This is a genomic window from Kytococcus sedentarius DSM 20547, from assembly GCF_000023925.1.
GTDB classification, from domain to species: domain Bacteria; phylum Actinomycetota; class Actinomycetes; order Actinomycetales; family Dermatophilaceae; genus Kytococcus; species Kytococcus sedentarius.
The window spans coordinates 1-24,139 of record NC_013169.1 but is presented as its reverse complement, the minus strand read 5'-3'; the positions used below and the strand labels follow the sequence as shown (position 1 = coordinate 24,139).

Annotated in this window: 19 protein-coding genes and 2 tRNA genes; 6 read left to right on the top strand and 15 right to left on the bottom strand. The window is 71.2% G+C overall.

What is annotated here, in order from left to right:
* The first annotated feature begins 10 nt into the window (after positions 1–10).
* Genes KSED_RS00100 through KSED_RS13220 form a run of 4 tightly spaced genes read left to right on the top strand, consistent with a single transcriptional unit; the run spans position 11 to position 7,524 of the window.
* Complete coding sequence (locus KSED_RS00100) at positions 11–1,402, top strand: FtsW/RodA/SpoVE family cell cycle protein (protein WP_012801538.1); 1,392 nt, start codon at positions 11–13, stop codon at positions 1,400–1,402.
* Complete coding sequence (locus KSED_RS00095) at positions 1,399–2,871, top strand: peptidoglycan D,D-transpeptidase FtsI family protein (protein ID WP_012801537.1); 1,473 nt, start codon at positions 1,399–1,401, stop codon at positions 2,869–2,871. Before KSED_RS00100 ends, KSED_RS00095 begins: the two co-directional genes overlap by 4 nt.
* The gene (locus KSED_RS13225; protein ID WP_012801536.1) at positions 2,868–4,658 is read left to right on the top strand and encodes a serine/threonine-protein kinase; all 1,791 of its coding nucleotides are present in this window, start codon (positions 2,868–2,870) and stop codon (positions 4,656–4,658) included. The genes KSED_RS00095 and KSED_RS13225 overlap by 4 nt, the downstream gene beginning before the upstream one ends.
* 10 nt (positions 4,659–4,668) lie before the next feature.
* Positions 4,669–7,524: a Stk1 family PASTA domain-containing Ser/Thr kinase gene (locus KSED_RS13220; RefSeq protein WP_012801535.1), complete on the top strand. Its 2,856-nt coding sequence runs from the start codon at positions 4,669–4,671 to the stop codon at positions 7,522–7,524.
* A 40-nt stretch (positions 7,525–7,564) separates the two neighbouring features.
* Here KSED_RS13220 and KSED_RS00080 read toward each other — a convergent pair whose 3' ends face one another.
* A complete protein-coding gene (locus tag KSED_RS00080) occupies positions 7,565–8,269 on the bottom strand; it encodes a DUF881 domain-containing protein (RefSeq protein ID WP_012801534.1) in 705 nt (234 codons plus the stop codon).
* Positions 8,270–8,375: 106 nt separating this feature from the next.
* On the opposite strand from KSED_RS00080, the gene KSED_RS00075 reads away from it, so the two are divergent.
* The gene (locus KSED_RS00075; protein ID WP_012801533.1) at positions 8,376–8,639 is read left to right on the top strand and encodes a cell division protein CrgA; all 264 of its coding nucleotides are present in this window, start codon (positions 8,376–8,378) and stop codon (positions 8,637–8,639) included.
* Positions 8,640–8,707: 68 nt separating this feature from the next.
* On the opposite strand, the gene KSED_RS00070 is transcribed toward KSED_RS00075, so the two are convergent.
* Positions 8,708–9,628 (bottom strand): rhomboid family intramembrane serine protease, encoded by a 921-nt coding sequence (locus KSED_RS00070; protein ID WP_012801532.1) that lies wholly within the window; start codon positions 9,626–9,628, stop codon positions 8,708–8,710.
* Positions 9,629–9,649: 21 nt separating this feature from the next.
* Entirely contained in the window at positions 9,650–10,168 is a 519-nt protein-coding gene (locus tag KSED_RS00065; protein ID WP_012801531.1) for a peptidylprolyl isomerase, read from the bottom strand.
* A 100-nt stretch (positions 10,169–10,268) separates the two neighbouring features.
* Between KSED_RS00065 and KSED_RS00060 the strand changes: the two genes are divergently transcribed.
* On the top strand, positions 10,269–11,450 hold the full coding sequence (locus KSED_RS00060; protein WP_012801530.1) for a hypothetical protein: 1,182 nt from the start codon (positions 10,269–10,271) through the stop codon (positions 11,448–11,450).
* Between the two features lie 83 nt (positions 11,451–11,533).
* Here KSED_RS00060 and KSED_RS15155 read toward each other — a convergent pair whose 3' ends face one another.
* The 12 genes from KSED_RS15155 to dnaA form a co-directional block, all read right to left on the bottom strand.
* Entirely contained in the window at positions 11,534–11,662 is a 129-nt protein-coding gene (locus tag KSED_RS15155; protein WP_012801529.1) for a DLW-39 family protein, read from the bottom strand.
* A 9-nt stretch (positions 11,663–11,671) separates the two neighbouring features.
* Entirely contained in the window at positions 11,672–11,935 is a 264-nt protein-coding gene (locus KSED_RS00055; RefSeq protein WP_012801528.1) for a hypothetical protein, read from the bottom strand.
* A gap of 101 nt (positions 11,936–12,036) precedes the next feature.
* Positions 12,037–12,109 (bottom strand) — tRNA-Ala (locus tag KSED_RS00050).
* A 16-nt stretch (positions 12,110–12,125) separates the two neighbouring features.
* Positions 12,126–12,199 (bottom strand) — tRNA-Ile (locus KSED_RS00045).
* A gap of 118 nt (positions 12,200–12,317) precedes the next feature.
* Positions 12,318–12,806: a DUF3566 domain-containing protein gene (locus tag KSED_RS00040; protein WP_012801527.1), complete on the bottom strand. Its 489-nt coding sequence runs from the start codon at positions 12,804–12,806 to the stop codon at positions 12,318–12,320.
* The gene (gene gyrA, locus KSED_RS00035) at positions 12,803–15,430 is read right to left on the bottom strand and encodes a DNA gyrase subunit A (protein WP_012801526.1); all 2,628 of its coding nucleotides are present in this window, start codon (positions 15,428–15,430) and stop codon (positions 12,803–12,805) included. Before gyrA ends, KSED_RS00040 begins: the two co-directional genes overlap by 4 nt.
* A gap of 88 nt (positions 15,431–15,518) precedes the next feature.
* On the bottom strand, positions 15,519–17,624 hold the full coding sequence (gene gyrB, locus KSED_RS00030) for a DNA topoisomerase (ATP-hydrolyzing) subunit B (RefSeq protein ID WP_012801525.1): 2,106 nt from the start codon (positions 17,622–17,624) through the stop codon (positions 15,519–15,521).
* A gap of 236 nt (positions 17,625–17,860) precedes the next feature.
* Positions 17,861–18,307: a DciA family protein gene (locus KSED_RS00025; RefSeq protein WP_237699544.1), complete on the bottom strand. Its 447-nt coding sequence runs from the start codon at positions 18,305–18,307 to the stop codon at positions 17,861–17,863.
* A 140-nt stretch (positions 18,308–18,447) separates the two neighbouring features.
* Complete coding sequence (gene recF, locus KSED_RS00020; protein WP_012801523.1) at positions 18,448–19,620, bottom strand: DNA replication/repair protein RecF; 1,173 nt, start codon at positions 19,618–19,620, stop codon at positions 18,448–18,450.
* A gap of 25 nt (positions 19,621–19,645) precedes the next feature.
* Complete coding sequence (gene gnd, locus KSED_RS00015; protein WP_012801522.1) at positions 19,646–20,626, bottom strand: phosphogluconate dehydrogenase (NAD(+)-dependent, decarboxylating); 981 nt, start codon at positions 20,624–20,626, stop codon at positions 19,646–19,648.
* 60 nt (positions 20,627–20,686) lie between these two features.
* Positions 20,687–21,823 carry a DNA polymerase III subunit beta gene (dnaN, locus tag KSED_RS00010; protein ID WP_012801521.1) on the bottom strand — a complete coding sequence of 379 codons (1,137 nt, stop codon included), beginning with the start codon at positions 21,821–21,823 and terminating at the stop codon, positions 20,687–20,689.
* A gap of 587 nt (positions 21,824–22,410) precedes the next feature.
* Complete coding sequence (gene dnaA / locus KSED_RS00005; RefSeq protein ID WP_049758582.1) at positions 22,411–23,883, bottom strand: chromosomal replication initiator protein DnaA; 1,473 nt, start codon at positions 23,881–23,883, stop codon at positions 22,411–22,413.
* Between the last annotated feature and the right edge of the window lie 256 nt (positions 23,884–24,139).

Here is a 24,139-nt window from a genome sequence, read left to right as displayed (position 1 = left end):
GGAGAGCTGGTTGGCCCCCCGCAACGGGCGGTGGATGGAGCTGTTGCTGCTGGCCTTCGCCATCGGCATCACCGCGCTGGCCTACCTGCTCGTCGGCCTGGGGACCTCCCGGACCGTCCCAGCGAACGTGCTCACCCTCGCGGGCGGCATGGCCGTCATCGCCCTGGTCTTCCACGTCGTGCTGTGGTGGCGCGCCCGCTACGCCGACCCGGTGATCCTGCCGGTGGTCACGCTGCTCAACGGCCTGGGACTGGTGATGCTGCACCGGCTGGACATCGCCGAGGACCGCGGCCTGGCCAGCGGCGTCGCCAGCCGCCAGCTCATGTGGACCGCGCTGGCCGTCGTCGTGGCCATGGGCGTGCTGGTGCTGCTCACGGACCACCGCTGGCTGCGCCGCGTCACCTGGACCTGCGCCGCGCTGGGCTTCCTGCTCCTGCTGAGCCCGCTGGTGCCCGGCCTGGGGGTCTCGAACTACGGGTCGCGCATCTGGATCCGCGTGGGCCCCATGAGCTTCCAGCCGGGCGAGGTCGCCAAGATCCTGCTGACCATCTTCTTCGCCGGGTACCTCGTGGGTGCCCGGGACGCCCTGTCGCTCACCGGCCCCCGCTTCTTGGGCCTGCAGTTCCCCCGCTTCCGCGACCTCGGGCCGATCATGCTGGTGTGGGTCCTGAGCATCCTGATCCTCGTCTTCGAGAAGGACCTGGGCTCCTCCCTGCTGTTCTTCGGCCTGTTCGTCGCGATGTTGTACGTCGCCACCGAGCGCCTCTCGTGGATCGTGCTGGGCCTGGGCATGTTCGCCGGAGGGGCGTTCGTCGCCTGGCGCCTGTTCGCCCACGTGCAACAGCGCGTGACGATGTGGCTCGACCCCTTCAGCCGTGAGGCCCTGGCCGTCAGCGACCAGGTGCCGCTGGGGCTGATGGGCATGGCCAACGGCGGCATCCTCGGCACCGGGCTGGGCCAGGGCCGCCCGGACCTCACCTACTTCGCCGAGAGCGACTTCATCGTGCCGGCCTTCGCCGAGGAGCTCGGCCTGGTGGGCTTCATGGCCATGCTCGTGCTCTACGGGATCCTCGTGCAGCGGGGGCTGCGCATCGCGCTCGGCGCCCGCGACGGGTTCGGCACCCTGCTGGCTGCCGGCCTCGCCTTCGCCATCGCGCTCCAGGTGTTCGTGGTGGTCGGCGGCGTGACCCGGGTGATCCCGCTGACCGGCCTGACCACCCCCTTCCTCTCCGCCGGCGGGTCCTCGCTGCTGGCCAACTGGACGATCGTGGCCCTTCTGCTGCGCCTGTCCCACGACGCGCGCTCCCCCATCCCGCTGGGCGACCCCACCCCCGAGCCCGCCGACGGACCGGCGGCCCGCGCAGCGGCCCTCGAGCGCAGCACCCAGGGGGTGCCGGCATGAACCCCCCGATCCGACGCCTGGCCTGGCTGATCGCCCTGCTGTTCGCTGCCCTACTGGTGGCCGGCAGCTGGATCCAGGTGGTCGACGCCCAGGACCTGCGGGAGCGGCCCGGCAACCGGCGCACGCTGCTGAACGAGTTCGGTCGCGAGCGCGGCCAGATCCTGGTGGACGGCGAGGCCGTGGCCACCAGCGTCCCCTCGGAGGGTCGGGTCCCGTGGCGTCGCACCTACCCGCAGGGCGAGGACTACGCCCACGTCACGGGCTGGTTCTCCCTGATCTACGGCAGCGGCGGCGGCCTGGAGGGCGCGCAGAGTTCGCTGCTCTCGGGCACCGACGACTCCCTGTTCTACCGCCGCCTGCCCGACCTGCTCACCGGGCAGGACCCGGCCGGGGCCACCATCGAGACCACGATCGACCCGAGCGCCCAGCGCGCCGCGTCCGAGGCCCTCGGTGACCGCAGGGGCGCCGCCATCGCCATCGACCCGCGGTCGGGCGCCATCCTGGCGATGGTCTCCCACCCCACCTTCGACCCGTCTGCCCTGTCGCAGGAGGACGTCTCCCGTGTGGAGGCGGCGTGGACGGAGCTCAACGCCGACCCGGAGCGCCCGCTGGTGAACCGCACCATCGGCGGCAACACCTACCCGCCGGGATCGGTGTTCAAGCTGATCACCGCGGCCGCGGCCCTGGAGGACGACCTGCTCGAGCCGGACAGCACGGTGCCCGCGCCGCGCACCTACACCCTCCCGGGCACCAACACCACCCTGCGGAACTTCGGTGGCAAGGCGTGCACGCAGGACGAGTCCGACGAGCAGAGCCTGTCCGACGCCCTGCGCGTCTCCTGCAACACGGCCTTCGCCGACCTCGGCGCCGAGCTGGGCGACGAACGCCTCCGCACCGCCGCCGAGGACTTCGGGTTCGGCGAGCAGATCCGGGTGCCCATGCGCGTGACCACCAGCACCTTCCCGGACGACCCCACCGAGGCCCAGACCGCCCTGGCGGCGCTCGGCCAGCACGACGTACGCGTCACCCCCCTCCAGGTGGCCCTCATCAGCGCCGCCATCGCCAACGGTGGCCAAGCCAAGGAGCCTCATCTCGTGGAACAGGTCCTCGACCAGGAACTCGACGTCATCTCCCGCGCGGAGGCCGGGGACATGGGGCGGGCCGTGTCGCCCGAGACGGCAGAGCAGTTGAGGGAGATGATGGTGTCCGTGGTCGAGTCCGGCACCGGTCGCGCCGCAGCCATCCCGGGGGTCCGCGTCGCCGGCAAGACCGGGACCGCGGAGTTCGACGACCCCGACGGTCGCGTGCACGCCTGGTTCACCGGCTTCGCCCCCGCGGACGACCCCCAGGTGGCCGTCGCCGTGGTGGTCGAGGACGTGGGACGCTCGGCCAGTGGTGAGACCGGCACCGGAGGCTCGGTGGCCGCGCCCATTGCCCGCTCGATGATGGAAGAGGTGATCACCCGATGAGGGGACGGCACACCGCCGGCGACGTGATCGCTGGGCGCTACCGCCTCACCGAGCACATCGCCACCGGTGGCATGGGCGAGGTCTGGCAGGCCGATGACGAGGTGCTGCAGCGTCCGGTCGCGGTGAAGCTGCTGACCAAGGGGCTCAAGGACACCGAGGGCTTCGACGAGCGGTTCCGCTCCGAGGCCCGCCACTCCGCCCAGCTGCACCACCACAACATCGCGGCGGTCCACGACTTCGGAGAGAACGACGACGGCGCCTGGCTGGTGATGGAGTACGTGCCCGGTCTCACGGTCGCGCAGATGATCCGCGACCGCGGGGCGCTGCCCCCGGACGAGGTGGCGGACCTGATGACGCAGGCGGCCCGGGCCCTGGGCGCCGCCCACTCCGCCGGAGTGGTGCACCGCGACGTCAAGCCCGCCAACATCATCGTGACCCCTGCCGGGGTGGCGAAGCTGACGGACTTCGGCATCGCGCGCGCCGTGGACTCCGCGGGCCTCACCCGCACCGGTGAGGTGATGGGCACCGCCCAGTACCTCGCCCCCGAGCAGCTGATGGGGCGGGGAGCCACCCCGGCCTCGGACCTGTACAGCCTCGGCGTGGTCGCGCACGAGATGCTCACCGGCGAGCGCCCCTACGAGCGGGAGTCGGTCGTGGCCACGGCCATGGCCCACGTGAACGAGGCCGTGCCGCCCCTCCCGAGCAGCACCCCTGCCTCGCTCTCGGCCGTCGTGATGCGCCTGATGGCCAAGGACCCCGCCGACCGTCCGCAGACGGCGCGCGAGGTCGTCGCCATGCTCACCAACCCCGATGCGGTGGCCGCGGCGCCGCCGCACGTGGTCGGCCCGGACCCCGCCGACCAGGCCACCCGTGCCATGACCACCCCGGTCCGTCGCCGCAGCGTGGCCACCACCCAGGGTCACCCGGTGATGACCAACCTGGACCGTCCCACCGCCAGCGGTGCCCGCCGGGTCCCGGCCCGTCGGCGCGGCTTCCCGTGGGCCTGGTTCCTGGCTGCCGCCGTGATCGTAGGACTGCTGACGGCCGTGGTGATGATGCTGCTGAACAGCCGGGAGGACGAGCCGGAGGGCCCCGTCCAGACGGTCACCACCACGACCGACGGGGGGACGTCCGAGGAGTCCCAGAGCGACTCGGACGCCTCGGGGTCGGCCTCCGAGTCCGAGAGCGACTCGGAGAACTCGGAGACCGCGACGGACCCGGAGAGCTCGGACGACGCCACGACGGACCCGGTCGTCCCGCCGCCGACGACCTCGCAGGACGACCCCAGCACCTCTGAGGCGGACCCGACGACCACGGACCCGGAACCCACCACCTCCGACCCGGACCCGGACCCCAGCACCTCCGACCCGGAGCCGGACCCCAGCACGTCCGAGCCCGACCCGACGACCTCGGACCCCGCTCCGACGACCACGGACCCGGAACCCACCACCTCCGACCCGGAGCCGGACCCCAGCACGTCCGAGCCCGACCCGACGACCTCGGACCCCGCTCCCACCACCTCGGACCCGGAGGAGCCCACCACGGAGCCGGGGCCCGATCCGAGCAACAGCGACCCGGAGCCCGAACCCACCACCTCCGAGCCGGACCCCACACCCACCATCGTCGACCCGCCGGACCCCACCGATCCGCCGGACCCGACCGGCCCCACCATCACCTGGCCCTCGAGCACCGCCACCCCCGACCCGGGTGACACCACCCCGGTGACGGACCCCACCACCACGGCATCCTCGGGCCCCAACCCGCTGCCGGCACAGGACCTGGTCTAGGAGAGAAGGCATGGACGCGCGGAATCTGTCGGACCGGTACGAGGTCGAGGAGCCCCTGGGCCACGGGGGCATGGCCGACGTCGTGGCTGCCACCGACACGCGGCTGGGACGGCGCGTGGCCATCAAGGTGCTGCGGGAGGACCTGGCCCGTGACCCTGCCTTCGTGCGCCGCTTCGAGTCCGAGGCCCTGGCCGCCGCCCGGCTGAACCACCCCGGCATCGTGTCGGTCTTCGATGTCGGGGAGGAGCAGCCCGACGCCCGCGGCGGCCTGCCGCGCCCCTTCATCGTGATGGAGAAGGTCACCGGCAGCACCCTGCGCACCGTCCTGGACACCGAGGGGAAGCTGCCCCCCACGCGGGCGGTGACGATCGCTGCCGACGTCCTGAACGCCCTGGCGTACAGCCACGAGCAGGGCGTCGTGCACAACGACATCAAGCCGGGCAACATCATGATCTCCGCCGACGGCTCGGTGCGGATCATGGACTTCGGCATCGCCCAGGCCCTGAACGACATCAGCATCACGGTCAGCCAGCCGGACCACGTGCTGGGGACGGCCAAGTACATGGCCCCCGAGCTGGCCACCGGCGAGCGCGCCGAGCCGCCCTCGGACGTCTACGCCTTGGGGTGCGTGCTGTTCGAGATGCTCGCCGGACGCCCGCCGTTCCAGGGGGACAGCGCCGCCCTGGTCAACCAGCACCTGCACGTGGCCCCGCCCCGGGTCTCGGCCTCGGCGCCGTCGGTGCCGCCCGCCCTGGAGGAGCTGATCGACCGGGCGCTGGCCAAGCACCCTGCTGACCGCCCCGGGTCCGCCCGGGAGCTGGAGATCTCGCTGCGCGGTCTGCTGAACGACCTGAAGGGGCCGCGTCCCACGACCACGGTCACCGGGTCCACCGCCCCCGCGGGGGCCTCCGCGGCCTGGGGCGCCGGCGCTGCGGCCCCTGCTGCGGAGGAGAAGGCCTTCGGCGGCTTCCGTCCGCTGGAGGTGGACGATGCGGATTCGGCGCCGCGCGAGGAGCAGGCCCCGGCCTTCCGCCCCCTGGAGGACCCCCCGGGCCACCCATACCGTGGGTCCGAACAGCAGTCGCAGGCCCCTGCCGTCCCCGACGCGGCGCCGGACGGTCAGGCACCCGGTGCTGACGCACCGGACGGCGACGCGGGGCAGGTCCGACGGATCGACCACCGGCAGGACACCCCGGCCGATGCGGCCGAGACCACCCGGGCGCACGAAGCCCCCTCCGCGTCACGCAGCGAGGGTGCCGCAGCGCCCGACGACGACCCCTACGCACCGTGGCAGCCCGGCAACGACATCCCGGGTTTCGCCGGCGACGAACCCGCCCCGACGGCTCCCCCCATCGGGTCCACGACGGACGTCTCGGGATCCACCACCGGGTCGCAGCCGGCCGACAGCGACGCGATCCGCATGGCCGACACGTCACGGATGCACGAGGGCGGCCGGGGCGCCGGCGACGACCGCGACGCCACCGGGCCGCAGCCCCTCGCGTCCGACGACGCCCAGGACCCCCATGATGCGAGGACCTCCCGGGTGGCCGCGGCCGGCGCCGGGGCGACGGCGGCTGCCGGGGCGGCCGCCACCGGGGCCTCGGAGGGACCGGATGGGCCGGAGGGCGACGACCCCGACTCCCCGCCGACCCGTGCGGTGAACACCGGCTCGGGCACGACCGTCTCCGGCACCACCCGGCTGGGTGAGACCGGGGGCAACCCCACGACCAGCGACGCCACGGGGCCGGTCACCGGACGGTTCAGCCGCCGGGCCCGTCGGGAGGGTGTGCCGTGGTGGGCGTGGCCCGTCGCGGGCCTGGCCCTCGTCGGCGTCGCCGCGGGGGTGGCCGCCGGCATCGACAACTGGAGCAACGAGCGCGGGTCGGTCTCCGTCCCGGACGTCCGCGGCAAGAGCCAGCAGGAGGCCGAGGAGATCCTGAAGGATGCCGATCTGGAGGTCCGCATCGAGGGACGGGTGGACGAGGCCCCGCTGGGCACCGTCCTGGAGCAGACCCCCGGCCCGGACACCGCCGTGGAGCGCGGATCGGCCGTGACGCTGGTGGTCGCCTCGACCGAGAACAGCCCTGCCCCCTCGGGCTCGTCGGGCGACCCCTCCTCCAGTGAGTCCTCGAGCAGCGACCAGAGCCCCAGCGACTCCTCCGGTGGGGAGTCCTCCCGCGAGGAGTCCTCCGGCGGGAACGAGTCGTCGGACGCCGGACCCTCCACCTCCCAGACGCCGGACCCGACGACCAGCGGCCCGGGCGGCGTCCCCGTGCCCCCGCCGAGCACGCCGGAGCTCCCCCCGACCGATGGGGGGCAGCCCACCACCGAGCCGGGCCCGGACCCCACGACCACGACCGAGCCCGACCCGACCACGACCGAGCCCGACCCCACCACGACCGAGCCCGACCCCACCACCTCCGAACCCGACCCCACCACCTCCGAGCCGGACCCGACCACGTCGGAACCCGACCCCACGACCACGGAGCCCGACCCGACCACCTCGGAGCCCGACCCGACCACGTCGGAACCGGACCCGACGACCTCCGAGCCGGACCCCACCACGTCGGAACCCGACCCCACGACCTCCGAGCCGGACCCGACCACGTCGGAACCCGACCCCACCACCACGGAGCCCGACCCCACCACCTCCGAACCCGACCCCACCACCACGGAGCCCGACCCCACCACCTCCGAACCGGACCCCAGCACCTCGGAACCGACCACGTCCGAACCGGACCCGACGGAGCGGTCGGCCGACCCCAGCCCGTCCACCGAACCCACCCCCACGGGCGACCCCAGCTCGCCGGGCCCCACCTCCCCGGAGCCCACCTCGCCCGAGCCGACCTCACCCTCGCGGTCCTGAGTCCGCCCCCCGTGAGCCCGGTGGGCTCCGGCACGCTCCCTCAGGCGTCGGTGGCAGCCGGCGTGGCAGCCAGCTGGAGCTCCCCGCGGAAGGCCGGGACCGTCATCGAGTCCACCGGGTCCTCCGTGTAGCCGAGCTGCAGCAGGGAGGTGTACTCCCGCATCAGCTGCACCTCCAGGGAGGCGTCCAGCTGCGCGCGCATGTCGTCTGCGGGTCCGATGGCCCGCACGACGAAGGGCGGCGAGTACACCCGCCCCTGGAGGATCAGCGTGTTGCCCACGCAGCGCACGGCCGAGGTGGAGACCAGGCGCTGGTCCATGAGCTGCACGGCCTCCGCACCCCCGGCCCACATCGCGTTGACCACCGCCTGCAGCTGCTCCTGGTGGATCACCAGGTCGTTGGCCCCGAATCCCTCGGGCACCTCGTCGCCTCGCAGCGGGGAGTCGTCCAGGACCACCTCCAGACCCGGGCCGGAGACCTCCGAGAGGCCGGCCGCGCGCACCAGCGGGTCGTCGGATCCCGGCGATCCCACCTCCTGCTCCACGGCGGAGTCCACCTCGGCCCGCAGCGCGAGGACCTCCTCCTCCTTGCCCGCCACCGCCTGTTCGAGGTCCCGCAGCGCCTCGGCGCGCCCCCGGTTCTCGGGACGGATGTCGTCCCCGTCCGCCACCGATGCCGAGATGCCGAACAGCAGGCCCGCGGCCACCGTGACCACCGGCACGGCGGTCCTCCACAGCGGTCTCATCGGTTCCTCCTGGGCCCGTGGGCGAGTCCGAACCAGTCTCCCACGCACGGTGCGACAAGATGGCGGCCACCGACGTCCGATCCCGACCTGATCCCCAGGAGAGACCATGAGCACCCTTCCCCCCGAGCTGCGCGACGCCGAGGAGCCCACCGACCCCCGCCGCGAGGAGATCCAAGGCAGCCCGTCGGGCATGAACCCCCGGTGGCTGGTCCCCACGATGGTGGGCCTCATGGTGCTGGGTGTGCTGTGGGTGGTCGTCTACTACGTGACCCAGGGTGAGTACCCGGTGGGCGCGTGGGGCTACTACAACGTGGCCGCCGGCATGGGTTTCCTGCTCGCAGGCTTCCTCGTCGCGACGCGCTGGCAGTGACCCTGCTAGGTCTGTCCACACGTCGTCCACAGGCTGGGGACAGAACTACACGGGTGTGATTCGGCAGGTCAGAGGCTGACCAGCAGGTCCGGCACCGTGAGGTACCGCACCACCGTCGCCACCAGCAGGAGCGCGGTGACGCCGGCGATCACACCCCACACCAAGGCCGGGCTGCGGGTGCGCGAGCCGCGGGTCATCCCCCAGGCGATCACCGCGCCGGTCACCGCGCCGCCGAGGTGCGCCTGCCACTCGATGTTCGGGTAGACGAAGCCGATCACCAGATTGACCGCGATGAGGGCCAGCATCGGGGTGATCGTCCGTCCCCGGGCGTGGTCGACCACCAGGAGCGCCAGGAACAGGCCGAACACGGCCCCCGAGGCACCCACGCTGGGCGAGAACCAGTCCCCCACCGAGCGGGCCTCCAGGTCCGGGGGCGCCGAGAGCAGCAGCGATCCCACGCCGCCCCCGAAGCCGCTCACCAGGTAGAGGGCGGCGAAGCGCAGCTGCCCCAGCAGCTTCTCCAGGTAGCCACCCACCGTCCACAGGGCGAACATGTTGAACATGAGGTGCATGGGGCCGGAGGGATCGTGCAGGAAGGCCGAGGTCAGGAAGCGCCACGGCTCGGAGTCGGCCAGCCCGGGGACGAAGGCCCCCTCGAGGGTGAGTCGGGGGAAGAGCAGCTGCAGCACCCACACCCCGACGCAGATGCCGATGAGGCCGTAGGTGACGGGCATGTCGCCGAGGTTCCCGAAGCGGCGTCCCCCCAGCGTGGAGCGCTGGGCCGGCATCGCGCGCGAGGCCGACCGGACGCAGTCGACGCACTGGATGCCGACCGGCGCGTCCCGCTGGCACTCCCCGCACGCGGGGCGACCGCACCGCTGGCAGGAGAGGTAGCTGGTGCGGTCGGGGTGCCGCGGGCAGACGGGCGCACCGCCCCCCCTCGAGGAGGGGTGGTGCGCGTCGGACTCACCGAACGCAGGTGTGCTCATCTCGGTGGTCCAGCCGGGTCGTCAGTCGTTGACGGTGACGCTGGTGATCTCGACCTTCTCGACCGGGGCGTCCATGCGGCCGGTCGGGACGGCGGCGATCTTGTCGACGACGGCCTGGCCGGCGGCGTCCTTCACCTCACCGAAGATGGTGTGCTTTCCCTGCAGGTGCGGGGTGGGGGTCACGGTGATGAAGAACTGCGAGCCGTTGGTGCCCTTGCCCATGCGGGTGCCGGCGTTGGCCATCGCGAGCAGGTAGGGGCGGTCGTAGGCGAGATCGGGGGAGATCTCGTCGTCGAAGGTGTAGCCCGGGCCGCCGGTGCCGGTGCCCAGCGGGCAGCCGCCCTGGATCATGAAGCCCTCGATGATGCGGTGGAAGCCCAGCCCGTCGTAGAAGGGCGTCGGGTTGGTGCGGCCCGCGTCGTCCTTGTACTCCTTGGTGCCCTGGGCGAGGCCGACGAAGTTCTCGACGGTCTTGGGGGCGTGGTTCTCGAAGAGCTCGACGGGGATGTCCCCGAGGTTCGTGTGCAGCGTGATGTTCATGTCCCCATTGTCACAGACGGAGCCTCGGCGCGGACCGGGTGGAGAAGGCGCGGGGGTTCAGGGCAGGATGGGGGGCAGAGCCCACGACCGAGGAGGATTCGTGATCGACAACCCGTTCCGCAAGAAGACCGCGAGCGAGCGCTGGGCCGAGAGCGCCCGCACGCGCTTCCACGCCGCCGCCGACGCATCGCACGACGCAGGGGAGCGTGCCAAGAAGCTCGGTGAGCACACCGCGGAGGGTGTGTCCGCCTCGGCGAAGAGCGCCGGTTCCGCGCTCGGTGCCCTCATCCCGACCGTTGCCGCTGCGTTCGCCAGCGGCCGCTCCAAGGCCGCCCACGGCCTCGACGAGGGTGTGGACCACGGCGCCGAGTCCGTGACCCACGGCCTGGACGCGGCCCCGGAGAAGGTGGACCAGGCCCGCGACTGGATCGTCGAGGAGCTCCTGCCCAAGCTGCAGGGCATGGTGGACGACACCGTGGACGCCAAGAACAACGCCGCTGCCCAGGGTGGCGCGCTCTCGGTGGTGGCCGGTGAGACCGTCCGCACGCCGAAGCGCAAGGGCGGCGTCCTGATGGTGCTCGGCCTGGCCATGCTGGGCGGTGCCGCGTACTTCTGGTACACCGACCAGAAGCGCCGCCAGGGTGACCCGTGGCAGCGGGTGTCGTCCTCGGACGACCCGTGGGCGGCCACCAGTGGCCGTCGTGCGGTCTCGGCCGCCGCCAACCCGGGCGCCGGCATGCGGTCCACTGCGGCCACCGAGCCCGCGCCGACCGCCGGCGAGAAGGTGCACCTGACCCCGTCCGAGGCCGCCGCGGCCCGCGAGGAGAACGTGGACCGCCCCGTGTCCGCCCTGGCCTCCGGGACCACGGCCGGCGCAGCCACCACCCCCGCTGCGGGTGCGGCGACGCCGGACACGGCCGAGACGACCGTCCAGCGCACCACCGAGAAGACCGTGGTGGAGAGCCGTCCGCTGCACGAGAAGGTGGACGAGAACCCGGCCACGGACGCCACGGTGACCCGCACCGAGCGTCGCTTCGAGGACCCGGCCAACACCGGCCCCATCGCGACCGGGTACGCCGACCGGGCCGATGACATCGCCGGCGACAACGCCCCGACGCAGTCGATCCCGACCGTGGGTGAGCGCCTGAACCCGCGCGATGCCCGCCCGGCCGACACCACCGGTGACCCCTACACGGGCCCGAACCCCACGATCGAGGACCCGGCGCGGGACTCGGTCAAGGAGGCCAGCGAGCAGACCGACGCCAAGTGGCTGCGCAACTGACGCACTCCTGAGCCGGGTACACCCCGGTACACCGAAGGGCCGGCCCCCACGCGGGGAGCCGGCCCTTCGGCGTACCGGACGGGTCAGACCTGACCGGGCAGGTCTGCCGTGGCGGCGGACCACAGTTCGGAGGTCTTCGCGCTCTGGTCGAGCGTGCGGGCAATCATCAGGGCGGCACCGGCGACCGCTCCGGCCAACAGGATCTTCTTCATGACCGCAGCCTACGCGGTGAGGAAACCCTCGGCGAGCAGCAGATCGATCGCCTCGGAGAGCTGTGCCGGCGCCTCGGGCGGGTACTCGCCGTAGGAGGCCAGCACCTGCGCGATCAGCTCGTCGCGCTCCAGGGCACCCTCACCCACCAGGTCCCAGACGACCACCGCCGGTCCTTGCAGGATCCGCAGCGGCCCGGACGGCAGCAGCGCGACGACCACCTCGTCCTCGCGATCGACGTACGCAACGTTCTCGGCACGGGCGATAGTCGGCATGTCTGGAGGTTAGCCGGTCACTCCCAGCGCAGCCCGATGGCCCCGGACATGCGAGGAGCCCGTCCGACGCTGCTGCGTCGAACGGGCTCTTCGTCAACCTGTGGAGCCTAGGGGACTCGAACCCCTAACCCTCTGCTTGCAAAGCAGATGCGCTACCAATTGCGCCAAGGCCCCCTGGGGAGGTGGTGGGTGGGCCTAACTGGACTTGAACCAGTGACCTCTGTCTTATCAGGACAGCGCTCTAACCGACTGAGCTATAGGCCCGTGCGCTCCACGAGAAGATCGTGACGCGAGGGGCTACGGTACAGCACACATCCCGCATCGCGCCAATCGACCGCGCCCCCCGGTGGAGGGTCCGGGGGGCGCGGTCGGAGTGTGGCGCTCAGTCCTCGATGAGGTCCACGCGCAGGCCGCCCACCAGGGCCGCCATGAGGTTGTAGACCAGCGCCAGCAGCGTGCCCAGCAGCGTCATCACCAAGGTGTTGATCACGGCGAACACCGTGGTGAACGTGAGCACCGTGCCCAGACCCAGCAGGTCGGTCAGGGTGGACCCGCCACCCTGCTCGGCGTCGGTGCCCGCCAACTCGCCGACGAGCTTGTTCACGTCGTCGAAGACACCCACAGTGGACAGCGCGAACCACAGCAGGGTCACACCCGCCACGATCGCCAGGCCCAGACCGACGCCGGTGAGGAAGGACAGCTTGAAGGCAGACCACAGGTCCACCGAACCCACCGTGGACCGGTTCAGGGTGCGGCGCTCACCGGACCCGCCCCCGTAGAGGGACCGCAGGTCCAACCGCGCCGCGCCACCGGAGCCGGAACCTGAGCGGCTGCGGCGGGTCGCCGGGGCCCGGCGGTCGCCGCTGCTCACTGCTCGTCCTCTCCGGTGGCCGCCGTGGCCTGCGCCTCGGCAGCCTGCTCGGCCTCGGCGTCAGCCACCTGCTCGGCGGCCTCCTCCTCCTCGGCGTGGGTGCGTGCAACCGCCACGATGTGCTCCTTCTTGCCCGGGTCGGCGAAGCGTACGCCGGAGGTGTCGCGCCCGGTCATGCGCACCTCGTCGACGCGGCTGCGGACCACCTTGCCCGAGCTCATGACCACCATGACCTCGTCCTGCTGCCCGACCACGAGGGCGCCCACCAGGTCGCCGCCCTTGTCGGAGGCCTTGGCCACCTTCACGCCGAGTCCACCACGGCCCTGGACGCGGTACTGGTCCACCGCCGTGCGCTTGGCCATGCCGGACTGGAAGACCACGAAGACCTCGGCGTCCTCGGCGTCGGAGGGGACCACCCGCATCGCGAGCAGCTCGTCGTCACCTCGGAAGCGCATGCCGGTCACACCGGAGGTGGCGCGCCCCATCGGGCGGATCTGGTCGTCCGATGCGGTGAAGCGCAGGCTCTGCCCCTTGCGGCTGACCATGAGGATGTCGTCGGCGTCCGAGACCAGTTCTGCACCCACCAGCTCGTCACCCTCCCGCAGGTTCACGGCGATCAGGCCACCGGAACGGGGGGAGTCGTACTCGGTGAGGCGGGTCTTCTTGACCAGGCCGTTCTTCGTGGCGAGCACCAGGTAGGGGGCCGCCTGGTAGTCCTTGATGGTCAGCACCTGGGCGATCTTCTCGTCCGGGCCGAAGGCCATGATGTTGGCGACGTGCTGGCCCTTGGAGTCGCGCGAGCCCTCCGGCAGCTCCCAGGCCCGCGCCCGGTAGACGCGCCCCGCATCGGTGAAGAACAACAGCCAGCCGTGCGTCTGGGTGGTGAAGAAGTGGTCGACCACGTCGTCGGCGCGCAGCGTGGTGCCGCGCACGCCCTTGCCGCCGCGGCGCTGCGAGCGGTAGGCGTCCACGCGGATGCGCTTGGCGTACCCGCCGCGGGTGATGGTGACCACCACGTTCTCGTCGGGGATGAGGTCCTCCATGTTGACCTCGGCGTCGCTCGGCACGATCTCCGTGCGTCGCTCGTCGCCGTACTGCTCCACGATCGCGGCGAGCTCCTCACTGATAATCGTGCGCTGGCGGGCCGGGGTGGCCAGGATGTCCTCGAGGTCCTCGATGAGGGCCTGCAGCCGGTCGTGCTCGTCGATGATCTTCTGGCGCTCCAGCGCGGCCAGGCGGCGCAGCTGCATGTCGAGGATGGCGCGTGCCTGCACCTCGTCGATGTCCAGCAGATCCATCAGGCCGTCGCGCGCCTGCTCCACGGTGGGCGAGCGGCGGATGAGGGCGATCACCTCATCGAGGGCGTCCAGGGCCTTGAGCAGACCGCGCAGGATGTGGATCTGCTCCTCTGCCCGCTTCAGGCGGTAGCGCGTGCGACGGACGATGACCTCGACCTGGTGGTCCACCCAGTGGCGGACGAAGGCGTTGATCGGCAGCGTGCGCGGCACCCCGTCCACCAGGGCAAGCATGTTCGCGCCGAAGTTCTGCTGCAGCTGGGTGTGCTTGTAAAGGTTGTTCAGCACGACCTTGGCCACCGCGTCGCGCTTGAGCACGATCACGAGGCGCTGGCCGGTGCGGCCGGAGGTCTCGTCGCGCAGGTCGGCGATGCCCTGCAGCTTGCCGGTCTTGACCAGCTCGGCGATCTTGCGGGCCAGGGCGTCGGGGTTCACCTGGTAGGGCAGCTCGGTGACCACCAGGCAGGTGCGGCCCTGGATCTCCTCCACCTCGACGACGGCGCGCATGGTGATGGAGCCGCGGCCGGTGCGGTAGGCGTCCTCGATGCCGGAGCGGCCCATGATGAGCGCGCCGGTGGGGAAGTCCGGACCCTTGATGACCTGGAGCAGCTTCTCCTGCAGCTCCTCCTTGGTGGCCTCGGGGTTGTCCAGCAGCCACTGGCACCCCTCGGCGACCTCGCGGAGGTTGTGCGGCGGGATCTGCGTGGCCATGCCGACCGCGATGCCGGCCGAGCCGTTGACCAGCAGGTTGGGGAAGCGCGCCGGCAGCACGGTCGGCTGCATGGTGCGGCCGTCGTAGTTGGGCTCGAAGTCGACCGTGTCCTCGGTGATGTCGCGCACCAGCTCCATGGCCAGCGGCTGCATGCGGCACTCTGTGTACCGGGGGGCAGCGGGGCCGTCGTCGCCGGCGGAGCCGAAGTTGCCCTGGCCGTCGATCAGCGGGTAGCGCATGGACCACGGCTGGGAGAGGCGCACCATCGCGTCGTAGATGGCGCTGTCACCGTGCGGGTGGTAGTTCGCCATCACGTCGCCGACCACGCGGGCGCACTTGTTGTACGAGCGGTCGGGGCGGTAGCCGCCGTCGTACATGGCGTAGACGATGCGGCGGTGCACCGGCTTGAGGCCGTCGCGGACGTCCGGCAGCGCGCGGGAGACGATCACGCTCATGGCGTACTCGATGTAGCTGCGCTGCATCTCGGACGACAGGTCCACCGGCTCGATGCGGCCGTGCTGGGGGATCTCCGGGCCGTTGTTCACCACCGGGGGCAGGACGACGTCGTCCTGCGGGAGGTCCTGCTCGTTCGGGTCCTGCGGGGGCTGTTCACTCACGGTGTATCCCTCAGTATCTGTTAATCGCTAGAAAGTCTCAGAGAACGGGATCGACAGGCGTCCACGGCGCCCGCTGCCCCGCATCGGATCAGATGTCCAGGAAGCGCACGTCGTGGGCGTTGCGCTGGATGAAGGACCGGCGCGACTCCACGTCCTCGCCCATCAGCACCGAGAAGACCTGGTCGGCCGCGGCGGCGTCGTCCATGGTCACCTGGCGCAGCACCCGGTTGTCGGGGTCCATCGTGGTCTCCCACAGCTCCTGATAATTCATCTCGCCCAGACCCTTGTAGCGCTGCACGCCGTTCTCCTTCGGCAGGCGGCGGCCCTTGGCCACTCCGGCCTCGGTCAGGGCGTCGCGCTCGCGGTCGGTGAACGCGAAGTCGTGCTCGGCGTTCGTCCACTTCAGGCGGTACAGCGGCGGCTGCGCGAGGTACACGTAGCCGTGCTCGATCAGCGGCTTCATGAAGCGGAAGAGCAAGGTCAGCAGCAGCGTGCGAATGTGCATGCCGTCGACGTCGGCGTCGGCCATGAGGACGATCTTGTGGTACCGGGCGCGGGTGATGTCGAACTCCTCGCCGATGCCGGTGCCGAAGCTGGAGATGAGCGCCTGCACCTCCGTGTTCGACAGGATGCGGTCGAGCCGCGCCTTCTCGACGTTCAGGATCTTCCCGCGCAGCGGCAGGATGGCCTGGTTGAAGGGGTTCCGCCCGGCGATGGCTGACCCGCCGGCGGAGTCACCCTCGACGATGAAGATCTCCGAGACCGTGGGGTCGTTGCTCTGGCAGTCCTTCAGCTTGGCGGCCAGGCCGCCGGACTCCAGCAGGCCCTTGCGACGGGTGGCCTCACGGGCCTTGCGGGCCGCCAGGCGCGCCTGGGCGGCCTGGACGGCCTTGCCGACGATGGCCTTGCCCTCGCCCGGGTGGGCCTCCAGCCAGTGGCCGAGCTGGTCGGCCATCGCGCGCTGCACGAAGCCCTTGACCTCGGAGTTGCCCAGCTTGGTCTTGGTCTGCCCCTCGAACTGCGGCTCGCCCAGCTTCACCGAGATGACGGCGGTCAGGCCCTCGCGGACGTCCTCGCCGGTGAGGGCCGGGTCCTTCTCCTTGAGCAGCTTGTTGGCGCGGGCGAACTCGTTCACCAGGCGTGTGAGGGCCGCGCGGAAGCCCTCCTCGTGGGTGCCGCCCTCGTGGGTGTTCACCGAGTTCGCGTAGGTGTGGACCGACTCCGAGTAGGACGAGGTCCACTGCATCGCGACCTCGCACTGGAGCATCCGCTCGGAGTCCTCGGTCTCGAAGGCGATGATCTCGTCGTTGACCGGCTGGGTCTTCTTCGAGTTGTTGAGGTGGCGCACGTAGTCCAACAGGCCGTCGTCGTAGCGGTAGGTGACCGTGCGCGGCTTGGTGGCGGCCGCGGTGGCCGGCTGGTCCGCATCGGGTTGCCCGTCCTCGATGGGGGTGCCGTCCTCGTGCTCCTCGAGGCCCTCGGCGATGTCGGTGTCCACGTCGTCCAGGCCCTCGTCGTCGGCGTCCGTCACGCGGGGGCGCTCGTCGGTGAGCTGGATGGTCAGGCCCTTGTTGAGGAAGCAGGTCTGCTGGAACCGGGCCCGCAGGGTCTCGAAGTCGATCACCGTGGTGTCGAAGATCTCGGCGCTGGGCCAGTAGGTGATCGTGGTGCCGGTGACGTCCTCGGCGATCTCCTCGTCCTTCGACAGCGGGGCGTCCGGGACGCCGACGGTGAAGGACTGGCGGAAGACGTGGCCCTTCTGGCGCACCTCCACCTCGAAGCGGCTGGACAGGGCGTTCACCACCGAGGAGCCCACGCCGTGCAGACCACCGGAGACCGCATAGCTGTCGCCACCGAACTTTCCACCGGCGTGCAGCTGGGTGAGCACGAGCTCCACGCCGGAGATGCCCTCCTTGGCGTGGACGTCGGTGGGGATGCCTCGTCCGTTGTCCACCACGCGGATCGCGTTGTCCGGCAGGATCGTGACCTCGATGCGGTCGGCGTGCCCCGCGAGGTGCTCGTCCACCGCGTTGTCGACGATCTCCCACACCAGGTGGTGCAGGCCCCGCTCACCGGTGGAGCCGATGTACATGCCGGGGCGCTTGCGGACCGCCTCCAGCCCCTCGAGGACCTGGAGGGAGCTCGCATCGTAGGACGGTGCCTGCTGGTCAGTCTGAATCGGCTGGTCGGCCACGGGACTCCCTGGATGGGTGGTTGCTGGCGGGCGCCACCGTTCCTCACGCGCGCGTGCGCGCGGAAGAACGGTGAACAGTGCATTCTACCAAGTTCAGCCCCGATCTCCGCCTCGCATCCTCAACGTCAGCACCCCGATAGCGGTGCGCGGCGCCACCCCCGGCGCCTGAACGAGCCCCCTACCGTCTCCCGGTACGTCTCCGACCCCCTTCGTCGATCACAGGGGCCCCTGGCCGATCACCCGTAGGTGTCGCGCGGACCCTGCCCCTGGACCCGCCGGCGGCCGTGCTTCCAGCTCGGCGCCGCCGGCCCCACGACCCGCACCGAGGTCACCACCCCGAAGCCCAGCTCGTCATCCAGGCGCTTCTGCAGGGTGGCGGTCAACATCGTCAGCTGCGTGGCCCAGGTGGAGGACTCCGCGCGCACCAGCAACACGCCCTCCTCGAAGGACTCCGGCAGGCTGTGCGCCGCGACGTCTGGGCCCACGATCCCGACCCAGTCACCCATCACACGCCCGACCTTCAGCTCGTCCCCCCAGCCACGGTCGTCGATCATCCGCGAGAACTCCGCCCCCAGGGTCTGCGGATCGCGTCGTCCCTTGCCGGAGGTGCCGGCCGGGCCGCCCGGTCGCTTCCGCGAACGCCGCCCCGGCGCGCCGGGGCGCAGCCCTCGCGAGCGAGCCATGTCCCGCATCCGGGCGAGGCTCAGGTCCGCGGCATCCAGTTCCTCCTCGGATGAGGCCCCGCCAACCGGCTGCTGGTGCGCGTCGCCCTGATGGGGGTTGCCAGCGCCCGGCCGATCCCCCGGACCCGGGGCGGCGGCGCTCACGATCGGGCCTCCGCACTCCCGAGCACGACATCCACGTGGTGGGCCCGCTCCCGCAGGGTCTGCGGCACGTCGGTCTCCACGGCCGCGGTCACCAACACCTGCTCCGCATCGGCCACCAGCTCGGCGAGGCGCTCGCGGCGCCCCGTGTCGAGCTCGGCGAACACGTCGTCCAGCACCAGCACCGGGTCGGTCCCCAGGTCCGTGCGCAGCAGCTCGAAGGCGGCCAGACGCAGGGAGAGCGCCAGCGACCACGACTCCCCGTGGCTCGCATACCCCTTCGCCGGCACCGGTCCGAGAGTGAGGTCGAGGTCGTCACGATGCGGGCCCACCAGGGTGATTCCGCGCTCGAGCTCGCGCTGCCGCATCGCGCCCAGGGAGGCGGAGAACAGGCGCGCGAGGTCGTCACGTTCCGGCACTGGTCCGCCCCCGGTCAACCCGGAGAGCGCGGCGTCGGCCTCGTCCCCCACGAGCGACCAGCGGTAGGTCAGACCTGCCTCCGAGGCGGCTTCGCTGACCTGTCGATAGGCCTTCTCCACGAATCTCCGTAAGTCTTGAACAAGTCGTAGACGTGCGTAGAGGAGGGAAGCGCCCCCCACCGCGAGATGCTCGTCCCAGGCCTCCAGCATCGCCACGGTGGAGGAGGACGGCGCCGAGCGCGACGCCCGGACGTCCCGCAGCAGGGCATTGCGCTGCTTGAGCGCCTGGGCATAGTCCGCCTGCACCCCGGCCCACCGCGGCTGCCGGGCCACCAGCAGGGCGTCCAGGAAGGCCCGGCGCCCCGCAGGATCACCCTTCACCAGGGCCAGGTCCTCCGGGGCGAAGAGCACCGTCCGCAGGGTGCCCAGGACGTCCCTGGCCCGCGGCACCGGGGAGCGCCCCAGCTGCGCCCGGTTGGCGCGGCCGGGGTTGATCTGCAGCTCCAGCACCGTCTCGCGGCCGTCGTGGTCCACCGCGCCGCGGATGATGGCGTGCTCCGCCCCCACCCGCACCAGGGGCTGGTCGGAGCTCACCCGGTGCGAGCCCAGGGTCGCGAGATAGCCCGCGGCCTCCACCAGGTTGGTCTTGCCCTGACCATTGCGCCCCACGAACACGGTCACCCCGGCAGGCAGGTCCAGGTCCGCCTGCTCGTAGGAGCGGAAGTCACGGACCGCCAGGTGGCGCAGTCTCATGCGTCAGCGGCCGACACGCAGGCGCTCACGCCTCGTCGTCGACGGCTCCCGGGGTGGCCTCGCCCTGGGTGTCCGCGGGCTCCGCCGCCTGGTGGACCTGCTTGGGACGGTCCCAGGGCTCGTCGCCGAAGGTCATGACCTCGTGCCCGCCGAAACCACCGCGCAGGGCGGCGACGGCCTGCATCGCCGGAGAGTTCTCCTGGCGCGAGGTGAAGCGGGAGAACAGCGCTGCAGAGATCACCGGCATCGGCACCGCGTTCTCGACCCCCTCGATGACCGTCCAGCGGCCCTCCCCGGAGTCGGTGGTGTAGCCGGAGACGTCCTTCAGGCCCGGGTTCTGCTCCAGGGCGTCCACCAGCAGGTCCAGCAGCCAGGAGCGCACGACCGTGCCGCGGCTCCAGGCCTTGAAGGCCCCCGGGACGTCCTTGACGATCTCCTTGGCCATGAGCAGCTCGTACCCCTCGGCGTAGGCCGCCATGAGGCCGTACTCGATGCCGTTGTGCACCATCTTCGAGTAGTGGCCCGCACCCACCTCACCGGCGTGGACGAAGCCCTCCTCCCGCGGCCCCTCGGGGCGCAGGGCGTCGAAGATCGGCATGGCTTTCTCGACGTGCTCCGGACGCCCACCGCACATCAGGCCGTAGCCGTTGTCCAGGCCCCAGATGCCACCGGAGACACCGCAGTCGACGTACCCGATGCCCTTGGCGGACAGCAGCTCGTCGTGGACAAAGTCGTCCTGGTAGGGCGAGTTGCCGCCCTCGATCACGAGGTCACCGGGCTGGAGGTGCTTGGCCAGCTCCTCGATGGTGTTCCGGGTGGGCTTGCCGTGCGGCACCATCACCCAGACCACGCGCGGGCCCTCCAGGGCCTCCACCAAGGCCTGCAGGCTGTCGACGTCCCGCAGCTGCGGGTCCAGGTCGAAGCCGACCACCTCGTGACCGGCCCGCTCGAGCCGGGTCTTCATGTTGCCGCCCATCTTGCCGAGGCCGACGAGTCCGAGTTGCATGACCACTCCTGGGTGTCGAGGGGGTGTGTGGTGCGTGGTGGAGTCTACGAGCGCCGCAGCTCAGGCGCCGGGAAAGCGCACCGGCATGATCACGTAGCTGAAGGCGTCGTCCGCCTCGCCGTCGGCCTCGGCCTGCCCGGTCAGCAGCGCGGGCTTGCCCGGCTGGGTGAAGGACATGCGGGCGAAGGGGGTGCCCAGCGCACCCAGGCCGTCCAGCAGGAAGCCGGGGTTGAAGGCCACGTCGATCTCGTCGCCGTCCAGGGTGCACTCGACGGCCTCGGAGGCCTGGGCGTCGTCACCGGTGCCCGCCTCGATGGCGACCGACCCGGGCGTGAAACGCAGGCGAACCGGGGTGGTGCGCTCGGCCACCAGCGACACGCGCTTGATGGCCTCCACCAGGGCACTGGTCTCCATGACCGCGTCCACGTCGCTCGTGGTGGGGAAGATGCTCGAGACCTTCGGGTACTCGCCATCGAGAAGGCGCGTCGTGCTGTGGCGCTGTCCGGCAGCGAAGCCGATGAGGCCCTTCCCGCCTGCCTCGTCCCCCAGGGCAATGTCCACCGACCCGACGGCGCCCAGGCTCTTGGCGGTGTCCGACAGGGTGCGGGAGGGCACCAGTGCCACGTGGTGGGCGGAGGGGTCGCGGGGCGTCCAGGTCAGCTCCCGACGGGCCATGCGGTACCGGTCGGTCGCCAGCATCGTGATGCGCTCGCCATCGAACTCCACGTGCACCCCGGTGAGGATGGGGAGTGCATCGCTGCGGTCGGCCGCGACGGAGACCTGCGCGACGGCCTTGGTGAACAGAGCGCCGTCGACGGTGCCGCTGGCCTCGGGCGAGGTGGGCAGGGAGGGGTAGTCCGCCAGCGGCATCTCCAGCAGGGCGAAGCGGCTGGAGCCACAGGTCACCTGCAGCTTGCCCCCGTCCTGCTGGATGCGGACCGGCTTGTCCGGCAGGGACCGGGAGATCTCCGACAACAGGCGACCCAGGACCAGGGCCTCGCCACCGGTCACGACGTCGGCCTCCACGGTGACCTCGCCGGAGACCTCGTAGTCGAAGGCGGAGAGGGTCAGCGTGCCGGCCGGGTCCGCGACGAGCCGCACACCGGCGAGCACCGGGACGGGCGGACGGTTGGTCAGGCCGCGCACGACCCATGCGACCGCCTCGGACAACACATCTCGCTGAACCTGGAACTCCATGGCTTCCTCACTGCTCTGGTGTGGATCGGCACGCCGACCCCCGCGGGCCCTTCACGTCCGGGCGAAGCGTAGCGCGCCACCGCTGATCTGCTGCCCTCCCCGGACCATCAGGTCCTCGCCTCGGGGTCGACACCGCCACCCCTCACGTACGCGGTGCACACACCCATCATGGAGAAGAGGAGTCGTCATCGTCATCGGTCCTGTGGATCCTGTGGATGAGCCCCCGTCCGTGGCCTGCTGCCACCGATCCCGCCTGTTGACGACCCGTGCACGCAGGATGTGGACCGCGGCGGGGTGATGGGGACGGCGCCGCGGCTTCCCCAACCGTCCCCACAGCCAGGCGGCTCGGCGTCCACTGCGCAGGGCCGGTCGTGCACACCAGCCCACAGGTCCGTTCACAGGGGTGCCGCAGACAGGCGGTCGTGAGCGGGTCGAACGGCCGTTCTCCACATCCACATGGTTGTCCACACGCTGTGGACAACCGGGGGAAGGCTGTCAAGCGTCCCGCCGTTCCGGGCCGCCGGGGTCCACCCGGCCTGTCGACGAGCTTGTGGAGGACCGGTCGGATGCGGGGGTGGCCCGGGCGGTCAGCGGCCGCGCGCCGCCTTCTTGCGGATGATGCTGGTGAGCTCGCTCACCTCGTCGTAGACCCGGCGGTCCTCCCCGAGCAGCTGCTTGATCTTGCGCTCGGCGTGCATGACGGTCGTGTGGTCGCGGCCGCCGAACTCCTTGCCGATCTTCGGCAGCGAGAGGTCCGTGAGCTCGCGGCACAGGTACATGGCGATCTGCCGGGCCCGGGTCAGGTTGCGCGAGCGGGAGGCGCCCTGGATCTCCTCGACGGAGATGACGAAGTACCCCGCGGTCTCCTCCAGGATCATCGTGGGCGTGATCTGGCCGCTGTCACCGCCGGGCATCACGTCCTTGAGCACCGTGCGGGCCAGGTACTCGTCCAGGGGCGACCCGGACAGGCTCGCGAAGGCCGTCACCCGGGTCAGGGCCCCCTCGAGCTCGCGGATGTTCGAGGAGATCTTCGACGCGATGAGGTGGAGCACGTCATCGGGGATGTCCAGCTTGTCGGCCGCTGCCTTGCGCCGGAGGATCGCGATGCGGGTCTCCAGGTCCGGCGGCTGCACGTCGGTGAGCAGACCCCACTCGAAACGCGAGCGCATGCGCTCGGCGAAGCCACTGAGCTTCTTCGGGGGCTGGTCGGAGGTGATGACGATCTGCTTCTCGCTGTTGTGCAGGGTGTTGAAGGTGTGGAAGAACTCCTCCATCGTCTGCTCCTTGCCCTGCAGGAACTGGATGTCGTCGATGAGCAGGACGTCCACATCGCGGTACTGGCGCTGGAAGGCATTCGCCTGGCCGGCCGAGACCGCGTTGATGAACTGGTTGGTGAACTCCTCCGAGTTCACGTACTTCACGCGCACCGAGGAATCCAGGGTGCGGGCGTAGTGGCCGATGGCGTGCAACAGGTGGGTCTTGCCCAGACCTGATCCGCCGTAGATGAACAGCGGGTTGTAGGCGCGGGCGGGGGCTTCGGCCACGGCGGTCGCTGCGGCGTGGGCGAAACGGTTCGACGACCCCAGCACGAAGGTGTCGAAAGTGTACTTGTGGTTCAGCGCGGAGTAATCGCGCTCCACACCGGGTGAGGAGTTTGTCGCCGTCAGGCTGGCCGTCGTGGCCGGCGCCACCGATTCCCCGGCACGTGCCGGACTGCTTCCCTCGTGCTTTTCCACGGCTCCGTCCACAGCTGTGGACAACGGTCCCTCACCTGTGGCCGGGTCGTCCTCATCGGCCGGGGACGGGGCCGGGGGTGCGGCCTCCTCCTGGGCGGCGCTCACCGCATCGGGGTCCACCGAGACGGCCAGCCGGATGTCACGGTCCAGGACCTCCGCCAGGGCGGTGGACACGTCCTCGCGCAGGTGCCCCTCGACGGCGTCCTTGACGTGGTCGTACTTCACCGCGAGCAGGGCAGTGCCCTCCAGCAGACCCACGAGCGTGGCCAGCCGGAGCACCCCGATGTCGCGCGGGGCCAGGCCTGCTCCCTGGAGGTGGACCATGGCCTCCTGCCAGATGGCGGTGGCGTGGTCGTCGGGGGTCTGGCTCACAGGGGTCCTCACAGCGGTCCGGGCGGAGTGCACAAGCGTGTCCCCAGAGCCGTGGTCCGGTGCGTGGCGCCACGGGCGTCGTCAACACCGACGTCCACAGCCTGTGGACGAACCCATCCTCAAGGGTCGGGTCGGCACACGATAGCCGTTGTCCACAGGGTGGGGGTAGCGCACGAGCAGCTGGAATTGACCGCGTGAGGCGGGAAAA

Coding starts and splice junctions, on each gene's coding strand:
- KSED_RS00095 (WP_012801537.1), top strand. CDS start 1,399: ATGAACCCCCCGATCCGACGCCTGGCCTGGCTGATCGCCCTGCTGTTC.
- KSED_RS13225 (WP_012801536.1), top strand. CDS start 2,868: ATGAGGGGACGGCACACCGCCGGCGACGTGATCGCTGGGCGCTACCGC.
- KSED_RS13220 (WP_012801535.1), top strand. CDS start 4,669: ATGGACGCGCGGAATCTGTCGGACCGGTACGAGGTCGAGGAGCCCCTG.
- KSED_RS00080 (WP_012801534.1), bottom strand. CDS start 8,269: ATGAGACCGCTGTGGAGGACCGCCGTGCCGGTGGTCACGGTGGCCGCG.
- KSED_RS00075 (WP_012801533.1), top strand. CDS start 8,376: ATGAGCACCCTTCCCCCCGAGCTGCGCGACGCCGAGGAGCCCACCGAC.
- KSED_RS00070 (WP_012801532.1), bottom strand. CDS start 9,628: ATGAGCACACCTGCGTTCGGTGAGTCCGACGCGCACCACCCCTCCTCG.
- KSED_RS00065 (WP_012801531.1), bottom strand. CDS start 10,168: ATGAACATCACGCTGCACACGAACCTCGGGGACATCCCCGTCGAGCTC.
- KSED_RS15155 (WP_012801529.1), bottom strand. CDS start 11,662: ATGAAGAAGATCCTGTTGGCCGGAGCGGTCGCCGGTGCCGCCCTGATG.
- KSED_RS00055 (WP_012801528.1), bottom strand. CDS start 11,935: ATGCCGACTATCGCCCGTGCCGAGAACGTTGCGTACGTCGATCGCGAG.
- KSED_RS00025 (WP_237699544.1), bottom strand. CDS start 18,307: ATGGCTCGCTCGCGAGGGCTGCGCCCCGGCGCGCCGGGGCGGCGTTCG.
- recF (WP_012801523.1), bottom strand. CDS start 19,620: ATGAGACTGCGCCACCTGGCGGTCCGTGACTTCCGCTCCTACGAGCAG.
- gnd (WP_012801522.1), bottom strand. CDS start 20,626: ATGCAACTCGGACTCGTCGGCCTCGGCAAGATGGGCGGCAACATGAAG.
- dnaN (WP_012801521.1), bottom strand. CDS start 21,823: ATGGAGTTCCAGGTTCAGCGAGATGTGTTGTCCGAGGCGGTCGCATGG.
- dnaA (WP_049758582.1), bottom strand. CDS start 23,883: ATGGTCCACCTCCAGGGAGCAGGCCTGGCCCCGCGCGACATCGGGGTG.